This window comes from Steroidobacter gossypii (assembly GCF_016801985.1).
GTDB classification, from domain to species: domain Bacteria; phylum Pseudomonadota; class Gammaproteobacteria; order Steroidobacterales; family Steroidobacteraceae; genus Steroidobacter; species Steroidobacter gossypii.
The window spans coordinates 720390-737813 of the sequence record NZ_JAEVLS010000005.1; the positions used below are offsets into that span (position 1 = coordinate 720390).

12 protein-coding genes are annotated in these 17424 nt (G+C 62.5%); 5 read left to right on the forward strand and 7 right to left on the reverse strand.

Annotated features, from left to right (window positions below; genetic code table 11):
• The first annotated feature begins 1 nt into the window (after position 1).
• Together JM946_RS23550 and JM946_RS23555 are read left to right on the forward strand one after the other, a co-directional pair.
• A complete protein-coding gene (locus tag JM946_RS23550; protein WP_203169820.1) occupies positions 2–928 on the forward strand; it encodes a Gfo/Idh/MocA family protein in 927 nt (308 codons plus the stop codon).
• 11 nt (positions 929–939) lie between these two features.
• Complete coding sequence (locus JM946_RS23555) at positions 940–2508, forward strand: alpha-N-arabinofuranosidase (protein ID WP_203169821.1); 1569 nt, start codon at positions 940–942, stop codon at positions 2506–2508.
• A gap of 97 nt (positions 2509–2605) precedes the next feature.
• Here JM946_RS23555 and JM946_RS23560 read toward each other — a convergent pair whose 3' ends face one another.
• The 3 genes from JM946_RS23560 to JM946_RS23570 all read right to left on the reverse strand — a co-directional run bounded on the left by JM946_RS23560 (position 2606) and on the right by JM946_RS23570 (position 6468).
• Positions 2606–3478 carry an SMP-30/gluconolactonase/LRE family protein gene (locus JM946_RS23560; protein WP_203169822.1) on the reverse strand — a complete coding sequence of 291 codons (873 nt, stop codon included), beginning with the start codon at positions 3476–3478 and terminating at the stop codon, positions 2606–2608.
• A 69-nt stretch (positions 3479–3547) separates the two neighbouring features.
• Positions 3548–5359: an IlvD/Edd family dehydratase gene (locus tag JM946_RS23565; RefSeq protein WP_203169823.1), complete on the reverse strand. Its 1812-nt coding sequence runs from the start codon at positions 5357–5359 to the stop codon at positions 3548–3550.
• Between the two features lie 14 nt (positions 5360–5373).
• Positions 5374–6468, reverse strand: a complete 1095-nt coding sequence (locus JM946_RS23570; protein ID WP_203169824.1) for an aldose epimerase family protein — start codon at positions 6466–6468, stop codon at positions 5374–5376.
• A gap of 347 nt (positions 6469–6815) precedes the next feature.
• Here JM946_RS23570 and JM946_RS23575 point away from each other — a divergent pair, with 347 nt between their 5' ends.
• Positions 6816–8309 (forward strand): amidohydrolase family protein, encoded by a 1494-nt coding sequence (locus tag JM946_RS23575; protein ID WP_203169825.1) that lies wholly within the window; start codon positions 6816–6818, stop codon positions 8307–8309.
• A gap of 131 nt (positions 8310–8440) precedes the next feature.
• Positions 8441–10201 (forward strand): redoxin family protein, encoded by a 1761-nt coding sequence (locus tag JM946_RS23580; protein WP_203169826.1) that lies wholly within the window; start codon positions 8441–8443, stop codon positions 10199–10201.
• On the opposite strand, the gene JM946_RS23585 is transcribed toward JM946_RS23580, so the two are convergent.
• The 3 genes from JM946_RS23585 to JM946_RS23595 form a co-directional block, all read right to left on the reverse strand.
• A complete protein-coding gene (locus JM946_RS23585; RefSeq protein ID WP_203169827.1) occupies positions 10195–10599 on the reverse strand; it encodes a response regulator in 405 nt (134 codons plus the stop codon). The genes JM946_RS23580 and JM946_RS23585 overlap by 7 nt on opposite strands.
• 139 nt (positions 10600–10738) lie before the next feature.
• Positions 10739–12133 (reverse strand): CehA/McbA family metallohydrolase, encoded by a 1395-nt coding sequence (locus JM946_RS23590; protein WP_203169828.1) that lies wholly within the window; start codon positions 12131–12133, stop codon positions 10739–10741.
• 159 nt (positions 12134–12292) lie between these two features.
• Entirely contained in the window at positions 12293–14764 is a 2472-nt protein-coding gene (locus JM946_RS23595) for a TonB-dependent receptor (protein WP_203169829.1), read from the reverse strand.
• 194 nt (positions 14765–14958) lie between these two features.
• Between JM946_RS23595 and JM946_RS23600 the strand changes: the two genes are divergently transcribed.
• A complete protein-coding gene (locus JM946_RS23600; protein WP_203169830.1) occupies positions 14959–15573 on the forward strand; it encodes a superoxide dismutase family protein in 615 nt (204 codons plus the stop codon).
• 7 nt (positions 15574–15580) lie between these two features.
• Here JM946_RS23600 and JM946_RS23605 read toward each other — a convergent pair whose 3' ends face one another.
• Entirely contained in the window at positions 15581–17338 is a 1758-nt protein-coding gene (locus JM946_RS23605) for an ArnT family glycosyltransferase (protein WP_203169831.1), read from the reverse strand.
• Between the last annotated feature and the right edge of the window lie 86 nt (positions 17339–17424).

Genomic DNA, 17424 nt, shown 5'->3' on the forward strand with positions numbered 1-17424 from the left:
CATGAGCCCGATCAAACTGGCCATCGTCGGCTTGGGCAAGATCGCGCGCGATCAACATCTGCCCTCGCTGGCCGCCAACCCCAACTATCAGCTGGTGGCCGTCGCCAGTCCGAACAACAAGCTCGATGGCGTGCCCAGCTATCCCGACATCGAAACCCTGTTGCGCGAGCAGCCGGGCATCGAAGCGGTTTCGCTGTGTACGACGCCGCAGGTTCGATATGACATCGCACGCTATGCGCTGGAACAAAACCGGCACGTGATGCTGGAGAAGCCGCCGGGCGCGACCCTGAATGAAGTGGCGGCCTTGATGGACCTGGCGCAGCAGCGTCAGCTTGCATTGTTTGCAACGTGGCATTCGCGTGAAGCCGCGGCAGTCGAGCCGGCGCGCGATTGGCTGGTTGGACGCACGATTCGCAAGGTGCAAGTGACGTGGAAAGAAGATGTGCGCGTGTGGCATCCGGGGCAGGCCTGGATCTGGCGCGCCGGCGGGCTCGGTGTGTTCGATCCCGGCATCAACGCGCTTTCCATCATCACGCGCATCCTGCCGCAGCCCGTGGTGCTCAAGGACGCCGAGCTGTTCTTCCCCTCCAATTGTGAAACGCCGATTGCGGCTCAGCTGAGCCTGCAAGGTCCGGGCGGACTGCCGGTGCGCGCGGACTTCGATTTCCGCCAGACCGGCCCGCAGAGCTGGGACATCGACATCGACACCGACGACGGTCATCTGCGGCTCGCCAAGGGCGGCTCGGAAATGTTCGTCGACGGCAAGCCGACGGTCCAGGCGCCGGATCGCGAGTACGCCAACCTGTACGCGCGTTTCGCACCGCTGGTTCGCGAGCGTCGCATGGACGTCGATCTCGCAGCATTCCGTCTGGTCGCCGACGCTTTCATGTGCGGCCGACGCTCCATGGTCGATCCCTTCATCGAATAGAGGACAACAAGATGCCGATTTTCAAGGGGGCTTTACGCCTGACCGCCGCGTTCGGTCTGGCGACGCTCGGTTTGGTTCCTTTTGCCGCGGGCGCGGCCGAATCGGTCGCGGTTTCCGTGACCATCCAGGCCGACAAGCCTGGCGCGAAGATCGATAGAAACATTTACGGCCAGTTCGCCGAGCACCTCGGCCACGGCATCTACGAAGGCATCTGGGTCGGCGAAGACTCCTCGATTCCCAACACTCGCGGCTATCGCAACGACGTGGTCGCAGCGCTGAAGAAGTTGAAAGTGCCGGTGGTGCGCTGGCCCGGCGGCTGCTTCGCCGACGAATACCACTGGCGCGACGGCATCGGCCCGCGCGACAAGCGGCCGACCAAAGTGAATACGCACTGGGGCTACGTGGAAGAGCCGAACTCGTTCGGCACGCACGAGTTCCTGGACTTCGCCGAATTGATCGGGGCGGACGCTTATGTGTCCGGCAACGTCGGCTCGGGCACTCCGCAGGAGATGGCGGATTGGGTCGAATACATCACCTCCGACACCAACTCGACGCTGGTCCAGGAACGTCGCAAGAACGGTCGTGAGAAGCCTTGGAAGCTGCCCTACTTCGGCGTGGGCAACGAGACCTGGGGCTGCGGCGGCAACATGCGGCCGGAGTTCTTCGCCGACCTGTACAAACAGTTCCAGACCTTCGTCAAGGCGCCGCGCGACAACCGCCCCTTGAAAATCGCTAGCGGCGCGAACGTGGATGACTATCACTGGACCGAAGTGATGATGTCGCAGGCGGTCAAGCACATGAATGCTTACTCGCTGCACTACTACACCTTCCCCGGCCGCTGGGAGAACAAGGGCCCGTCCATCGGCTTCACGGAAGATCAGTGGGCCTCCACTCTCAGCCATGCGCTGCGCATGGACGAGCTGGTGACCAAGCATTCGGCCATCATGGACAAGTACGACCCGGACAAGAAGGTCGGACTGTACGTCGACGAATGGGGCACCTGGTACGACCCGGAGCCGGGCCGCAATCCTGGCTTCCTGTATCAGCAGAACACGCTGCGCGACGCATTGGTCGCTTCACTGACCCTGGACATTTTTCATCGGCACGCCGATCGCGTGAAAATGGCGAACATCGCGCAGATGGTGAACGTGCTGCAGGCGATGATCCTCACCGACAAGGAGAAGATGGCGCTCACGCCGACGTATCACGTGTTCGAGATGTACATCCCGTTCCAGGATGCGACGTCGCTGCCGGCCGATGTGAAGGCGCCCACATATCAGCGTGGCGAATTCTCTTTGCCTCAGGTGTCTGTGTCCGCTGCGCGTGACGCGTCCGGCAAGCTGCACATCGCTTTCACCAACGTCGACCCGAATCGGGGCGCTGCCGTTTCGACCAAGATCAATGGTGCGGCTTTCAAGTCCGCGACCGGCCGCATTCTCACCGCGTCCGCGCTTGATGCTCGCAACACAGTCGATAAGCCGGAGGCTGTGAAGCCGGCGCCGTTCAAGGCTTCGAAGAAAGGCAACGAACTGCGTGTCGATCTTCCGCCGAAGTCGGTAGTAGTTGTGGCGGTGGAATAAGAAGTTGCTTTACCGGTGGCGGCGTAACGCCGCCACCGGTGATGGGAAACGAGTTCGCCGCCTGCTCAGAAAAGAAACGAGCTCGAACTGGCGGCCCTCAGCCGGCAAATGAACCCGGCGGCAAACCTCGCACGCCGCCGGCATCGACTTCGAACAAAGCGCCAGCGTAACGCTCCTTGTCCCGATCCAATCCCTTCGCCGCCGAAGTCACGAACAAACGATCCAGCTCCGGCCCGGCAAACGTCATGCTGGTAATGCGCGGCGCAGGCAGGCGAATCTCGCGATCGAGCTTCGCATCCGGCGACCACCGACTCACACGCGCCCCATCCCAGTGGGCGATCCAGATGAAGCCTTCCGAATCGACCGTCATGCCATCCGGGTTGCCCATCTCGTCAGTGAACTTCAGCCACACCCGTTTGTTGCTGAGCTCACCTTCCGGCGACAGATCGAAACGATAGATGGTCTTGAGCCCCGTATCGGTGTGATACATCGCATCCTGCGTGAGACTGAACGTCGGCCCGTTCGTCACCTTGTAGCCTTCATCGACGCGACGCACGCTCAAATCCGGCCGCAGGCAATACAAGGAACCTCGCGTCTCGACGATGTCCGCGTCCATGGTCCCCGCCCAGATGCGGCCGTGCCGATCCGCCTTGGCGTCGTTCAAGCGATTGCCCGGAAACTCCGGCTCCGGATCGACGATCGGACGCAGCGCGAACGGCTCCAGTTCCAGCTCGTAGAAGCCGCTCTGCAAGCCCGCGATGAACCCCGGCTTGTTGCTCCGCTCGATCACCCAGCCAATGCGCTCCGGCATGGCCCAGCTCTGCACGCTGTGGTCGGCGAGCGAATAGCGATAGACGAACTTCGAAAGAATGTCGACCCAGAAAATGGCGTTGTGCCGGGCAGACCAGAGCGGACCCTCACCCAGTTCGTCTCGCTGTTCGCGAGCAATCACTCGCCATGATTCGGCCATTGGAAACCTCGCTACAAATGGACAACTCCCGCGCGAGCCAGTCTCGCGCGGGAGCAGGCGGACCGAGAATCAGTGATTATGCCGCGGCACGCCCTTGGTTTGGGCCAGCCGCTGGTATTTGACCGCCGATTCGAGCACCGCCCCGGTATCCGCCTGCCCGACGTCGGCGCGCTGCAACTCCTGCCAGGGCGTCTGGCTCGGCGGGATCGGAAAGCCACCTGCCTGTTTGAGCGCCTCGCGACGCCGCTCGAGCTCTTCGTCGCTGATCAGAATGTTCGCTTCGCCCTTGCGCAGGTCGATGCGCACGCGGTCGCCCGTCTTGAGCAGCGCCAGACCGCCGCCCACCGCGGCTTCGGGCGATGCATTGAGAATCGACGGCGATCCCGAGGTGCCGGACTGGCGTCCATCGCCGATGCACGGCAGGTTGTGAATGCCGGCTTTGATCAGGTTCACCGGCGGCCGCATGTTCACCACTTCCGCCGCACCGGGATACCCGATGGGCCCCGTGCCTCGCATGAACAGCAAAGTATGCTCGTCGATCTGCAGCGCTGGATCGTCGATGCGCGCGTGATAGTCCTCCGGACCGTCGAACACCACCGCGCGACCTTCGAACGCCTCGGGATCCTTGGGATTGGAAAGATAGCGCGCGCGGAATTCATCCGAGATCACGCTCGTCTTCATGATGGCCGAGTCGAACAAGTTCCCGCGCAGCACCGAGAAGCCGGCGCGCGGCTTCATCGGCTGATCGAACGGCTTGATGACATTGGTGTCGAGAATGCTCGCCCCACGGCAGTTCTCGCCAAGGGTCTTGCCGTTCACGGTCAGCGTGGACTCATGGATCAAACCCTGCCTCATCAGCTCGGCCACCACCGCCGGCACACCGCCGGCGCGATAGTAATCCTCGCCGAGATATTCGCCGGCGGGCTGCAGGTTCACGAGCAACGGAATATCCAATCCGTATTGCTGCCAGTCGTCCACCGTCAGCTCCACACCGATATGCCGCGCCAAGGCGTTCAAATGAATGGGCGCATTGGTCGAACCGCCGATGGCCGAGTTCACGCGGATGGCGTTGATGAAAGCTTCACGCGTGAGGATGTCCGACGGCTTGCGATCCGCCCATACCATTTCAACAATCTGCTTGCCGGTGAGATAAGCACATTCCTGGCGGTCGCGCAGCGGCGCGGGAATCGCGGCCGAGCCGGGCAATGACATGCCCAGCGCTTCGGTAAGGCTGTTCATGGTGGTCGCCGTGCCCATGGTGTTGCAATAACCCGTGGACGGCGCGGACGACGCGACCAGCTTGATGAAACCCTGATAGTCGATTTCACCCGCGGCCAGCAGCTCGCGCGCGCGCCAGACGATGGTGCCCGACCCCGTGCGCACACCCTTGTACCAACCGTTGAGCATGGGACCGACCGACAGGGCGATGGCAGGCATGTTCACCGTCGCCGCCGCCATCAAACACGCCGGGGTGGTTTTGTCACAGCCGACCGTCAACACCACACCGTCCAGCGGATAGCCGAACAACACTTCCACCAGGCCGAGATACGCCAGATTGCGATCCAGCCCGGCGGTCGGCCGCTTGCCGGTCTCCTGAATCGGGTGCACCGGGAATTCCAGCACGATGCCGCCGGCTTCACGGATGCCTTCGCGCACGCGCTCGGCCAGCACGAGGTGATGTCGATTGCAGGGCGACAGATCGCTGCCGGTTTGCGCGATGCCGATGATGGGCTTGCCCGACTGCAGCTCCTGCAGCGACAGCCCGAAGTTCATGTAGCGCTCCAGGTAGAGCGCCGTCATGTCCGCATTGGCGGGATCGTCGAACCAGGCGCGCGAACGCAGGCGACGAGAGGCGGACGGATCGGAATTGGATGAGGTCATGTTTCGACTTGAGGTCAGGAAGCTCGCGGCGCCACGGAGAACCGCAGCACCATGGTGTTGACGTACGTCTGACCGGGATTCAGGCGCGCGTTGGGGAAATCGTTGCGATTCGGCGAGTCGGGAAACACTTGCGGCTCGAGGCAGAAGCCGTCGCCCTGCCGGTACACGCGGCGGCTCTTGCCGACGCTGGTGCCGTCCAGGAAATTGCCCGAATAGAACTGCACACCGGGCGCGCTCGCGAGCAGCTCGAGCACGCGACCGGATTGCGGATCCTCGACCCGAGCGGCCGGCCGCAACTGGCCAGGCTCGCCATCGACGATGTAGTTGTGATCATAGCCGCGGCCGATGCGCAGCTGCTCGTCGCTGCCCTGGCGAATCCGCGCGCCAATCGTCTGCGGCTGGCGGAAATCGAATGCGGTCCCGGCGACCGGCCGACGCTCGCCGGTGGGAATCAGCGTCTCGTCGACCGGCGTGTACTGGCTCGCGAACAAAGTCAGGCGATGCCCGAACACGTCGCTGGGCGTCGCTTCACCGGCCAGATTGAAATAACTGTGATTGGTGATGTTGGCGATGGTCGGCTGGTCGGTGCTGGCGCGATATTCGATGGCCAGCTCGTTCTTGTCGTTGAGCGTATAGGTGGCGGTCACGGCGAGCTTGCCGGGGTAGCCGCCCTCGCCGTCCGCGCTCACATAAGAGAGCACCGCTTTGGCCGGAGAACCCGCGCTGACTGAGTCGATCGTCCACAGCACCTTGTCGAAGCCGCGCGTGCCCCCGTGCAGGTGATTGGGGCCGTCATTGGTCTCGAGCTGATACTGCTTGCCGTCCAGCGTGAATTTACCGGCAGCGATACGATTGGCGTAACGACCGACGGTCGCGCCGAAGTACTGCGGTTTATCCAGGTATTCCTGAGCGGTAGCGTGGCCGAGCACCACGTCCGCCACTTTTCCGTCCCGATCCGGCACCATCAGCTGCTGGATCACGCCACCCAGCGCAAGGATGCGCACGGACATACCCTGCGAGTTGGTCAGCTCCGCCGACTCCACTTTGCGACCATCGGCCAGCGTGCCGAACTCGCCGCGCCGGGCTTCCACCGCGCCCGCTGTACTCATCACACCATTGACCACGAGAACCCCCAACAGCCACCGACTTGCCCATCCTGCGCCTCTGGAACCTGTATCCAGGGGCGAGACCCTGCCTGCACCGCAAGCGCGAGCCGGCGAAAATAGCTGTTTTTGTGTCACGAAACTCCAACCGGTGAGAGGGGGACGCATCCATTCTAATACTCAGACAAAATGTCAGCAATTGCCACGCGAATTGTCCACCCTGGACAACCATGAACCTGCCCGGGTCGTGCTGGTCGCATGGGTGGCCGGCTTTGCCGCTGCCCTGCCTCTAGCGGGAAGGATCACGCACAATTGCGCACCGGCAGTCGCCGTTCCCGCCAAGGAGTCCTCGAATGAAGGGAAGTCAGAGGTCGATAGGTGCGTATCTGGCGATTGCACTGCTGTGGCTTGCCCCAGCCGTGCCGGCTGAGGAGCTGGTCATCGAGCAAGTGACCGTCGTCTCGCCACAGCATCCCAAGCCGCAGCCCAGGCAGAACGTGCTGATCCGCGACGGGCGCATCGTGAGCGTCGGCTCTCAGCCTGTCAAAGCCGCGAGCGGCGCCACGCGCATCGACGGTCGCGGCAAATTCCTGACGCCTGGAATCATGGACTCGCATGTCCACGTCGGCGATGTGCCGGGCCTGGCGTTGGGTCAGAACGACCCGGCAATGCAATCGCTGGCGGACGCCTACATACGCCAACAACCGCGCAGCTATCTCTATCACGGCGTCACTCAGGTATTGAACCTCGCAAGCGGCCCCGAGCAGCTCGCCGCTTTCGAAGCTCAACCGCAGCATCCGGACCTGTTCAGCTGCGGCCCCGTGATCGTGCTCGACGGCTATCCCACGGTGTTCATCGACCCCGCGGTTCGTTATCAAGTCATGCCCGACTACGTTTACGAACCAGCCAACGCCGCCGCGCATCCGCTGCCCAAGGGTGCGGACCCGGCTCAACACACACCCGAAGTCATCATCGACAAGATCGCCGCCAGCGGCGCACCCTGCGTGAAGATTTTCATCGAAGACGGCTTCGCCGAGGGCACCGGCTGGCCCCTCATGAGCAAGGAGACTCTGCAGCGCGTGCGAGCCGCAACTCGCAAGCGCGGCTTGACTCTGGTCGCGCATGCGAATGCGATCGACATGCAGCGCATCGCGGTCGAAGCGCAGGTCGATGTCATCGCGCACGGCTTGTGGAATTGGAATGAATACTCCAGCGACGAAGGCGTGCCGCCCGCGATCGCCGCGCACTTGCGCGACATTCATGCCAAGAAGATCGGCTATCAACCCACCATGCGAGTGCTGGCCGCGCTCGCGGATCTGTTTCGCGAAGACACGTTGAAGGATCCGGCGTACGCCAAGGTCGTACCGGCGCCCCTGCTTCAATGGTATGAAACGCCGGCGGGACAATGGTTCAAGGACGAGATGCGCAAGGGCATGGGCAACCCGCCCGACATGAAGGCGATGCATAACTATCTGGTAGTAGGCTCGCGCGGCATGCGTGCGGCCAAATATCTGCACGACCTCGGCCACCCGTTGCTGTTGGGGAGCGATACGCCGTCCGCGCCCACCTTCGGCAATCAGCCGGGCTACGACACTTATCGTGAGATGCGCATGATGGCGCAGTCCGGTATTCCTCTGCCCACGATCTTCCAAGCCGCCACGATCAACAACGCGCGCCAGTTCGGTTTGGACAAAGACTACGGCAGCGTCGAAGCTGGCAAGATCGCGAACTTGTTGTTACTTACCGCCAATCCCCTGGAAACCATGCGCGCCTGGACCAGCATCGACCGCATCATCCTGCGCGGCGCAGTCATCAAGCGCGAATCGCTGGCTGCGCCACGCGAGTAGTTCCGCCTGATGGCATGACCGCCTCCGGTAACAATGCAAACATTCGTCAGTGGCATTGACGCCGCCCCGGGCTGAGACTATGGAGAGCAAGGAACTACAGTATGCGCAGCAGTCACTTGGGGGGCTACCAAATGAGCATGAAGCACGGATCGAAGCTGCTCGGTATCGCCACTGCCCTGGCATTGTCGTCCGGCGCGACCACCCCGGCATGGGCGCTCAAACCCGGAGATCGGGTCGATAACTTTCGCTTGTTGGATCACAACGGCGCCTCGCGCGAGCTGTACTACCTGTCGGACATGAAGGCCGTGGTGCTGATGGCCCAGGGCAACGGCTGCGAAGCCGTGCGCAAATCGCTGCCGGAGCTTCAGGCGCTGCGTGACAAATATCATGCTCGCGGCGTGGAGTTGCTGATGATCAACTCCAACCTGTCGGACTCACGCGCCGCCATCGGGAAGGAAGCAAAGGCGCAAGGCATCGACGTGCCCATCCTGCTCGATGAAACACAGATCATCGGCGAGTCGCTGGGCATGCAGCGCAATGGCGAGTTGCTGGTGATCGACACTCGGGGCTGGAAAGTCGCATATCGCGGGCCGCTGTCAGCGGGCGGTACGCCACACGCCGCCAACGCGCTCGAGTCGATCTTTGAAGCCAGGCCCGTGAAGACGGCGCAGGTCGACCCGCCCAAGGCCAAAGGCTGCGATCTGAAATTCCCCGAGCTGGCTCGCAGAGCCGCGCATGCCAAGATCTCTTACGAGAAAACCATCGCGCCCCTGCTGATCGACAACTGCGTCACCTGTCATCGGCCGGGCGGCATCGGTCCCTGGCAGATGACCAGTTACGACATGATCAGGGGCTTCAGCCCCATGATTCGTGAAGTCGTGCGCACCGAGCGCATGCCGCCATGGCACGTCGATCCGCATTACAACGTGTTCTCCAACGATCGTTCGCTGAGTAAAGAAGAGATCAAGACGCTGGTGCACTGGATCGAAGCAGGCTCGCCGCGCGGCAGCGGCAGCGATCCTCTGGCCACGCTCGACAAACAATGGCCGGAATGGGCGCTGGGCGAGCCCGATCTGATCGTCGAGATCCCCGGCTTCGATGTTCCGGCCACGGGCGTGATTCCATATCAAATGCCGATGGTGGAAAACCCGCTGGATCGCGACGTGTGGGTGCGCGCCGTCGATTTCCAACCGGGCGACCGCACTGTCCTGCATCACATCATCGCCACCATGGGCGCCAACGCGGAGAGTGTTCGCGATGGCGGTAGTCTCGGCGGGTATGTGCCGGGCGCCGGGCCGATGGTCCTGCCCGACAACACCGGCGTGCTGGTCAAGCAGGATGCAAAGTTCTTTTTCCAGATGCATTACACGGTGAGCGGCAAGGCCACGCGCGATGTGAGCCGCATGGGTTTGTATTTCCGCAAAGATGCTCCGCAATATCAGCTGCGCAGCGCCGTGCTGCTCAATCCCAAGCTGAAAATCCCGGCCCACGCCAAGGCGCACACCGAGTCGATGACCAAGACGTTCGAGCACGACGTGGTCGTGTACAACTTGCTGCCGCACGCGCATTTCCGTGGCAAGGCGTCGAAGTTCGTCGCGACCTACCCGGACGGGCGCGAGGAAGTGCTGCTGTCCGTGCCGAACTACGACTTCAACTGGCAAACCACGTACGAATTGAAAACGCCGAAGCTGTTGCCCGCCGGGACCAAGGTCACCCACAGCACCACTTGGGACAACTCGGCTCAGAACAAAGCCAATCCCGATCCCAATCGTGAGGTGCCGTGGGGCCAGCAGACCTGGGACGAGATGCTGTATGGGGTGGTTCGCTTCCGCTACGTCAATGAGAGCGACGCGAGCGTGCCGCCGAAAGCCAAGCTGTCACAAGCTCAGTGAAACAGCTGCAGCGCCCGCGGCAGCGATGCCGCGGGCGGCCGCTTGCCTTCCAGGATCGCCGAGATCACCTCGATGCTCGGCGGCAGATCGGCGGGATTGTAGGGCTTGCCGATGAGGCCCAGCGCCAGCTCGCTGTTCTGAAACGCGGCGGGGTGTTGGGCGCTGACGAACACCGTCGGGACGTGCAGCTCACGCAGACGTCTCGCGAGTTCAACGCCGTCGCCGGCGTGCATCAAGTCGATATCGATCAAAGCGAGCGAGGGATGTCCGGTGCGTGCCAGCTCCAGTCCTTCTTCGAGCGTCGAGGCCGGCCCCAAAGTCTTGTGTCCAGCATGCTCCAACTCGGCTACCGTGCTCAGCGCGCAAATCGGCTCATCCTCGACTATCAGAATCAACATCTTCGTTCGGGTTGCGGCATCTCCTGAAATGTCAACGTCGCAGATTCGCGAATCGTTCCTGGGCCGATTGCCGAGGGGCGCCCAACTTCGTACGAAAATCAATGACGTAGCGCGGCTACACTAAGCGGAAGCCGCAACTTCAGCGCAGATAGATCGGGTTGCCGATGAGCGCCAGCTTGCCGTCGGCGTCGCGCACGTCGATGCGGATCCAGTGAGACTTGCCGTCCGATGTTTCTTCGAAGGACCACGAGTGCGTCGCCGCCGGAATGGGCGAGCGTTGCGCGATTGCGCCGTCGCGAATGACTTCGATGCTGCCGTCGGGGATTTGCTCGACACGCACCGTGAACGTCGCCGGCTGGTTCAGCGGCAGCCGCAGTTCGCCACCCATGCTCACCGTCGACTGGCCGTGCCTCGCCGTCATCTCCAGCTTACGATCGCGCGTCCCGGCAGTGTCGATGAACACGTTGCCAGCGCGGATGCCTTCGACGATGCCATCGACGCTCAACTCGCGGGCGTAGACCACCGTCGTCGGGACGCCGACTGTTGCCGCCCGCCTTGATTTGATGTCGTGCGTATCGCTACCGCCGATCGCGGTCAGCCGATGCCCCTTCTGGAGCTGCTCGTGCCAGAACGGAATGCCGGCGGTCGGGCTATCGACATCGTAGCCATTCACGACTTCGACAGCCTGAACCAGCGAAAGATCCGCCGCGGGCTGCGGCGACCAGCCGCACCCCATGCAAGCCTCGCCGGTGGGCACGCGTGGATGATTGATCGACACCAGCGCCCCTTTGGCCTTGGCCCGCGTCAGCAGGGAATTCCAGTCCGGCACCTGCTGGCTGCCCACACGAAAATCGAGCGGCTCGCGCAGGTTGAAGGCGTTGGCGTGGCCCTGGAAGGTGGTCATCTCCATGCCCGGGATCAACAGCGTTCGATCGAAGTACGGCTGCAGCGCTGTCAGCTCTTTTACATGCGAGTTGGTGTTGTGCTCGGTGACGGCCACGAAGTCGAGGCCACGCTCGGCTGCGGCATCCAAGGTTAAAAACAACGGACATGGCACCCGCCTGGTGCCGCTCTTGCTCGCACAGCTGCCATCGCTGTGGCTGCTATGCATGTGCAAGTCGCCTCGATACCACCCAGCCTCCGCTCGCAATGGCTCTGGCTGCGTTGGCAGGCCGTGCGCGTCGTTGCGCTGGAAGTAAACCTGCGCCGTGAACTCGGATGTTTGTCCCTTGCGGATGTTCGGCACACCGAGCAACAGCTGCCAGCGCCCGGGCTGGACCGGGCTGGCTAGATAAGACGGTGTCGCATCGCTGCTGGACAAGATGAATGACCGTTTGTTTCCTCCGCTCCAGCCGCGGAACTCCGCATCGAAGGTTTCGCCCGGACCGAGCAAACCCACGTCGATCGTGGTCCGCGCGTCGCGCCCCGTGTAGTCGAAGCGAATCTCCACTGCCTTGACGCCTTCGGGCACCTCGAACGGGAGCAGACGATAAGTTCGGAACGCCGTGTCAGGAATGGTGTCGCGCAGAACCACGTCTGGTGCTCTCTCCGCTGCCTGTGCGTGCGACCACACGTTTGTCGTACAGAGAAGAACAATGACCAGAAGAGATATGTATCTCATCAGCGCCTCGATGCAGCCCCATCAATAGAAAAGGCGGCGCAAGCGCCGCCTTTGAACGCGCACCCGGCAGCGTTAGAAGTCCCACTGCAACGAGAAGGTGAAGTTCCTGCCGTAGATCGGCCGACCGATGAAGAATGGCGAGTTCGCCTCACCGCTCACGAACGAACCCGCGCGCGGATTGCCCTCTGTGAGCCCGACCTCGTTCAACAGATTCTCGCCACGCACGTACACCGTCATGCGCTCCATCGGCGACCAGCGCAGATTCGCGCTGAGCACATCGTACGAAGGCAACTTCAGCAAGTTGGCCGCATCGGAGTAGCGATCGCCGAAGTACTGATAGTCGAGCTCGAAGCGCAGCGCTTCGTTCAGTTGGATCGCCGGCGTGAGGCGCGCGCTCACCTTCGGCACTCGCAGCAGCCGATTGCCCGTGAAGTCGAAGGTGACCGCCTCTCCGTTGATTACCTGTGTCTGCACGAAGTCGCCGAACTCGGGGTTCTGCACCGTCGCGCTGAAGCCGATGTCCAGCCAGTCCGTGGCGTCGATCGCACCTTCGATCTCGACGCCCAACGTCTCGGTGTCCGTGAACACGCTGACATCATCGTAGCCGCCGGTCACCGGGTTGAAGCGACGATCGCCAAAGCGGAAGCTGTCGTAGTTGGTCTGGAATACCGTGGCGTACAGCGAGAAGCGCTCGGATTGGTACTTGTAACCGGCCTCGATGAAATCCATGGTCTTCACCACCGGCGTCGCACTGGCGTTGGTGATGTAGTCGCCGACGTTCGGCAGGCGAAACGTCGAGGTGTAGCGTGCGAACACGCCCATGCTTTCGAGGAATTGCCAGTTCACGCCGGCCGTCCAGCCGAAGTCGTCGAAATCCGTGTCGAAGCGATCGAACACGCCGGTGCCGGTCAGCACGTTGTCATCGGCGATGCCTGGCAGGCCGAGATTTCGACCGGCAAAACGCTCGACACTGCCCTCGACATCCACCTGCTCGTAGCGTGCGCCCAGGTCGATGCGCCACTGTTCATTGATCTTCCATTCATCGGAGATGTACAGCGCCTTGGTCATCGACTCGCCCTCGCCGTTGGCGAACTCCGAGCCATAGCGCGTAATGCCGTTCTCCGTCACCGTAGCCAACGGATTGCCCGCCGCATCGACCGCGACATAGTTCAGCAGGCGCGCGTTGTCGCGGATGTCGATGAGCGCGTTCGCCGAGTACCGCGTGAACTCTTCATCCACCTTGGCCACGTACAGGCCGATGGCGACGTCGTGCTGCTGGCCGCCAACCTCGAAGTTGCGCATCAGGCGCAGGTCGTTCAGCACTTCTTCCAGAGGCACGCTCACCTGACGCAGCGAGCCATCGGTGATCAGACCATTGCCGTTCTGCGCCACCACGTCGAACACTTGGTTCGGCGAGTTCACGTAGCGCAGTTGCACGTCCGCCGCTCCCGGCACCGACGCCAGAATGCCGGCACGCACCGAGTCGAGCCGCGACCGGCCTGTCACGACGCTGTTGGGAAACAAACCGATGCGCGAAGTCTCCGACTCGCGATAGCGCGTACCATTGCGCAGCTGCCATTCACCCGGCAGGGCATATTCGAACTGCAACGTGTACTGAGTCAGCTCGACATCGGTGCCCCGATCGATGTCGAGCGGAAATGTTCCGTTGGCATCGCGCAGAGTCACGCGACGAGTTTCGGGCCCAGAGAGCGTGCCGTGGTGTTCATCGATGCCTGGGACGCCGACCACGTCGCCATCGCTGTCGTAGGTCAACGGCAAGCCTGTATAGAAGATGACCTGGTCGTCGATGCGCTTGACGTTGAAGTTCACCGAGCCGCCCTCGAACGAGCGCCCGAGGGCGAAACGCAGCTGACCGCCTTTGTTGGCCGTGTAGCCCGGATCGCGAACTCCGTCGTCTTCGCGATAGAAGCCACCGAAGCCCAGGCGCCAGTCGCCGACTGGCAGGTTGTACCAGCCATCGATGCGGCGCAGGCCATAGTCGCTGCTCTGAACCTTGATATCGCCGCCCGCGGTGTCGCTCGGCTTGCGAGTGATGAAGTTCACCACGCCGCCCGGCGCGTTCGACGAGAACATCGAGGCCGGACCGCCGCGCACCACTTCGATACGCTCGATCGTGTCGTCCATGCGGAACGACTGATCGGCATTCAACCAGCCGATGCCCGGATCGTGCTGTACAGGCAGGCCATCCTCCAACATGCCGACCGACGAGAAACCTTCGTCCGGAATGCCGCGCGCACGGATGTTCGCACTCGCTTCGCCGCCGGAGGATTCGACCCAGAAGCCCGGGACCGAACCCAACGCATCCGCCACACCCAGCGGCGAATCCATGCGCAGCGACTCGGCGCCGATGGTGGTCACGGCGTAGCTGACTTCGACTTTACGGATTTCCTCCACGCCCGCGCGACCGGTGACCACGACCTCTTCGATGTCGGGTGCGCCGGAATCCTGGGCATGTGCGAGGCCGATAGCGAAAGGCAAGGCGAATGCAAGCTGCAAACGAATGGCATGACGGAGCTGAGACATGTACCGTGGCGTCCTGTTTATTGGATCGCAGGCGGGCGCGCCGCTTGCGATTATCGGGCTGCAGAAATAACGGGCCGGCATGCTCGTTCGGACCCGTTAAGAGTCGATGACAGTCGAGTGACTCGCGCGTGACAATCCGGAACGCAGGCAACGCGTCGTGTATTAACTCCGGTTCGGGTCACGAGGGATCACTCATGAAATATTTCAGCCTTGTAGCTATTGCCCTGCTGATGGCGGGTTGTGGTGGAAAAGAGGACGCCGCGCCGACCGCCGATGCACCGGCCCCGGCTGGCGACAGTCCATCGGTCGCCAACACGACCGAGCCGGAGACCACCTCGAGCGCCGAAGCGACCGCAGGCGCTGCCGTGCAGCTCTCACCCACTCAGGGCAACACGGCCAACGGCGGACTGAAAATCACGGCGGCAGGCGCCGGAGTGAAGATTTCCGGAATGATCCAGGGCCTGAAACCCGACAGCGAGTTCGGTTTTCATTTTCACGAGAAAGGCGATTGCAGCGCGCCCGACGCCACCAGCGCCGGAGCGCATTTCAATCCCGGCAACCAGCAGCACGGCAATCCGCAGGCCCAGCCGCATCACGCCGGCGACATGTTGAATGTGAAGTCGGACGCGCAGGGCGTGGCCGAAGTGAGCGTCGACAATGCCGATGTATCGTTGCAGACCGGGCAGCCCAACGACATCCTGGGCAAGGCGCTGGTGCTGCACGCCAAGCCCGACGACTACAAGACTCAGCCTTCGGGCGATTCGGGCGATCGAATTGCCTGCGGCGTGGTGGCGATTCAGACGAATTGATCGAACATCAGCTAGGCGGCGCTGGCAAGGCGGGAGTGATCGAGGCAGGCGGCGCGTAGTGATATGCCGCCGCCTCCCTGCCGCGAGCGACGCAGTCCGAATTCGGCTTGCCTCGCACGATATACCACTCCGATCGATTCGCCCTGCCCAACGGTGTGCTGACGGCGTCGGCGAAGCAGAGCGCTCGCATTTCCGCGTTGACTACCAACTGCCGATTCTCGCGGCCGCTCATCCATCGGGCTGCGTCGGCCGCTTCCTGTTCCACTTCCCGCCAGCGAGCATGTCCGAAGTGCACGATGGGTCGATGCACGTTGAGCAGATATTGTTCTTTGAAGCCGACGAAGCCCAGCTCGGCGCTGCGATCGTCGAAGCGTTCGACGCGCCCGATGAACGCCGCGCCCGACCGCGACTCGTTCATCGCCGGGTTGATCCAGTAACTGACGGTCAGCAGCGTAGTCCCGACCAGGCCAGCATAAGCAACGGGTGCATGTCTCAGTCTCGCCACGGCGCAGATCAATGCGCCTACGCCACCGATGAGTAGCAACGGACCCAGCACATCCAGATCATAGTTGGCGAGCAACTCGTGGCGTCGCTCCGGCCTGATCAACACAAATGCCGCGGCCAGCAGACACACGGCGGCGATGCCGGCAGTCAGAAAGGATATCGCTCGTTGCACGCCGCGACGCTGCATGAGTTCAGTCAGATACGGCCCGCTGACCAGTGCCAGGGCCGGCAAGGCGGGCAGAATATACAAACCGCGTTTGCCGCTGCTGAAGCTGAAGAACAACACGACCAGCACGACCCACGACAACAACAAGCCGACACGCAAGTCCCGCGCCTGCCAGGCCTCGCGCCAACGAGGCACCAGCCACGGCAACAGCAAGGTGAGCGGCAGCCACAGCACTGGGATCACTTCGACAATGAAGTACCAGAACGGCTCGCGGTGATGCCACGCGTCTGTGTAACGATGCATGGTCTGACGAAACAGAATCTCGTCCCGATACGCCGCCAGACTGGGATCTTCGCTGGCGGCCAACAGCATGGGCACGAGCCAGGTGCTCACGGCCAGGAGAAAAGCCAACGGCCCGATGAACCAGGTTGCCATGCTCGAGCGCTGCGCGCGGGGCGACCAGCCTCGCATGAGTGCAAAAGGAATGAGGATCAACAGCGGAAGAAAGCCGACACCCTTGGTGATCACACCGAAGCCCGACGCCGCCCAACCCACGGTGTACCAACCCCACGCCGGCCCCTGTAACAGGTGCCGCAGCAGCCCGTACAGGCCGAGCACGACCCAGAACAACAGCGTCGCATCGATCTGCGCCTGTCGCACTTGCCAGACGAACTGCACTGTCAGCAACAGTCCGAATGCAGCCGCCAGCCCCGCCTCGCGATTCCACAGGCGCCGGCCGAGATCGTAGATCAAGAACAGACAAGCGAGGCCGCTCAGCAGGGAGGGCAACAGAAATGCGATGCGCAGCGAGCCGGTCGCCAGCAACGCGACGCCCATCATCCAGAAATACAGGGGCGGCTTGTCGGCATACACGTCCCCACCCACGTGCGGGAGCAACCATTCGCCGGAAGCCACCATGTCACGCACGATCAGCGCGAAGCGAGGCTCGTCGGCGGGCCATGGATCGCGCACACCGATGCCGGTGGCGACCAGCAGCAGCGCCAGGCCCAGCAGCCAGAACAGGTCGACTCGCACATCGCGCGCGCTGTTGCTGCCGCTACGAAATACTGCCTGGACCCAACTCGCCTGCGTCATTCGTCTTGCCTCGCCGGTGCGGCGATTATGCCTGAGCGCTGAACCTTCGCCTGTACCGTGGTGAGACGAGCCAGGCCAGGAAAATC